Source organism: Peribacillus sp. FW305-BF15 (assembly GCF_058783805.1).
In genome coordinates, this window is sequence record NZ_JBYSYV010000062.1 from 1 (window position 1) to 1,769 (window position 1,769).

Here is a 1,769-nt window from a genome sequence, read left to right on the forward strand (position 1 = left end):
ATCGAGTAGGGGGAAAATAAGTTTATTTTCGCCCCTCTCACAACACCGTACGTACGGTTCGCGTATACGGCGTTTCAATTTATATCACAGTGTGTACTTTTAGATAATGTTCTAAAGCAGAGGGGACTCCCCTCTGCTTTAGTCTTTTGTTTGAGATTGCTCTTTGGACGACTTTGGATACTCCTATGAATCGGTAACCTTTTCGACAGTAGGTTAATCCTTTCGCTTCTTCCTCCGGAATTCCTAGTTGAATAAGCGATTTAATTTGTTTCTTCGCTACTTTCCATTGTTTCCATATGATGACCCTAATTCTAGAGCGAAGCTTTGTGTCTATTCGTTCCGTCGTTTTTTTCATGTTTGCCACTCTGAAGTAGTTTACCCATCCAACTATTACTTGGTTCAATTTCAATATTCGGTAGTCTAGTGGCACATTCCAATTTCGCTTTGTCAGTTGTCGAAGTTTCCTTTGAAACTTCTGTACAGAACTTGGATGAGGTTTCACTTTGTAGTTGTTGTTATTAGTGTCGTAATAATACCCAAATCCTAAGAATTTCAACTCTTTTGGACGTGAGATTCTACTCTTCTCTACGTTGACTATCAGGCCTAATTTCTCTTCTATAAATCTCACGATTGTGCTCATTACTCGGTTCGCTGCCTTTTCACTTTTCACAAAGATAAGGGCATCATCAGCGTACCTCACGAACCTTAATCCTCTTTTCTCCAGTTCCTTATCAAGTTCGTTTAACATTATATTACTTAATAGTGGACTGAGGTTGCCTCCTTGCGGAGTACCGACAGGTGTGTCTTCATATTTTCCATTCACCATGACTCCACTGACTAAGTATTTTCTGATTAACGAGATGACATTTCCGTCTTTTATTGTGTTGGATATGATTCTCATGAGTTTATTGTGATGGACGGTATCGAAGAACCTTTCAAGATCAATGTCGACTACCCAATCATGTTCATCATTCAGAAACTCCAGGCTTCTAATTATCGCCATTTCACAACTTCTTTTTGGTCTGAAACCGTAACTGAATTCACTGAATTGCTTTTCAAATAGTGGACTGAGAACTTGATGAATGGCTTGTTGAACGACTCTATCCACTACTGTTGGTATTCCCAATTTGCGCATCTTTCCATTTTCTTTTGGGATCTCCACTCTTAAGGCAGCTTGTGGTTGGTATTTTCTTGTTCTGATGCGCTGACGCAGTTCATCTTTGTTCTCTTTCAGGTATTGCTTTAGTTCGTCGACTGTTACTCCGTCGACCCCACTTGCACCTTTATTTTTATAGACACGTATGTAGGCTTCGTTCATATTTTTATTACTTAGGATTTGTTCTAAAAGTTCCACACTCGTTTCTCCTTTCCTCTCACGTAGTAAGTGATATCTCCATTTTGGTTATTCTTTGAGGTACGCTCATACTTTCACCATTAACACATTCGGAGTCCGTCACTTACGCATTCGTGGCGTTGAAACACTATAAATTGTTCAGCCCTTCATGAAATTATTTCAATACTATGGCTTCTGCTGACTTCTTGCGACTAACCTTTTTCGACTGTACTTCTGTACATCCGCAAGACCTCCCAGGGTAAGACACCTATCTTTCCTCTTTTACTCGCCTGATTTACTCTATAAAGTTACGCACATCTTTTGGACTTTAACTTGTCTTGGAGTTTAGTCCCTTTATAGAGCCTTAGTATCAGATTCCTGTTCGTCGAGCCAAGATTTTATTCCACGCTTCCTCCAGCCCTTACCTCACGATAAG

General features: G+C 39.9%; 1 protein-coding gene. It reads right to left on the reverse strand.

Going from position 1 to position 1,769, the window contains the following annotated elements; all coding sequences use genetic code 11:
- Positions 1–79: 79 nt before the first annotated feature.
- Complete coding sequence (ltrA, locus tag AC3WLU_RS26685) at positions 80–1,354, reverse strand: group II intron reverse transcriptase/maturase (RefSeq protein WP_492598222.1); 1,275 nt, start codon at positions 1,352–1,354, stop codon at positions 80–82.
- Between the last annotated feature and the right edge of the window lie 415 nt (positions 1,355–1,769).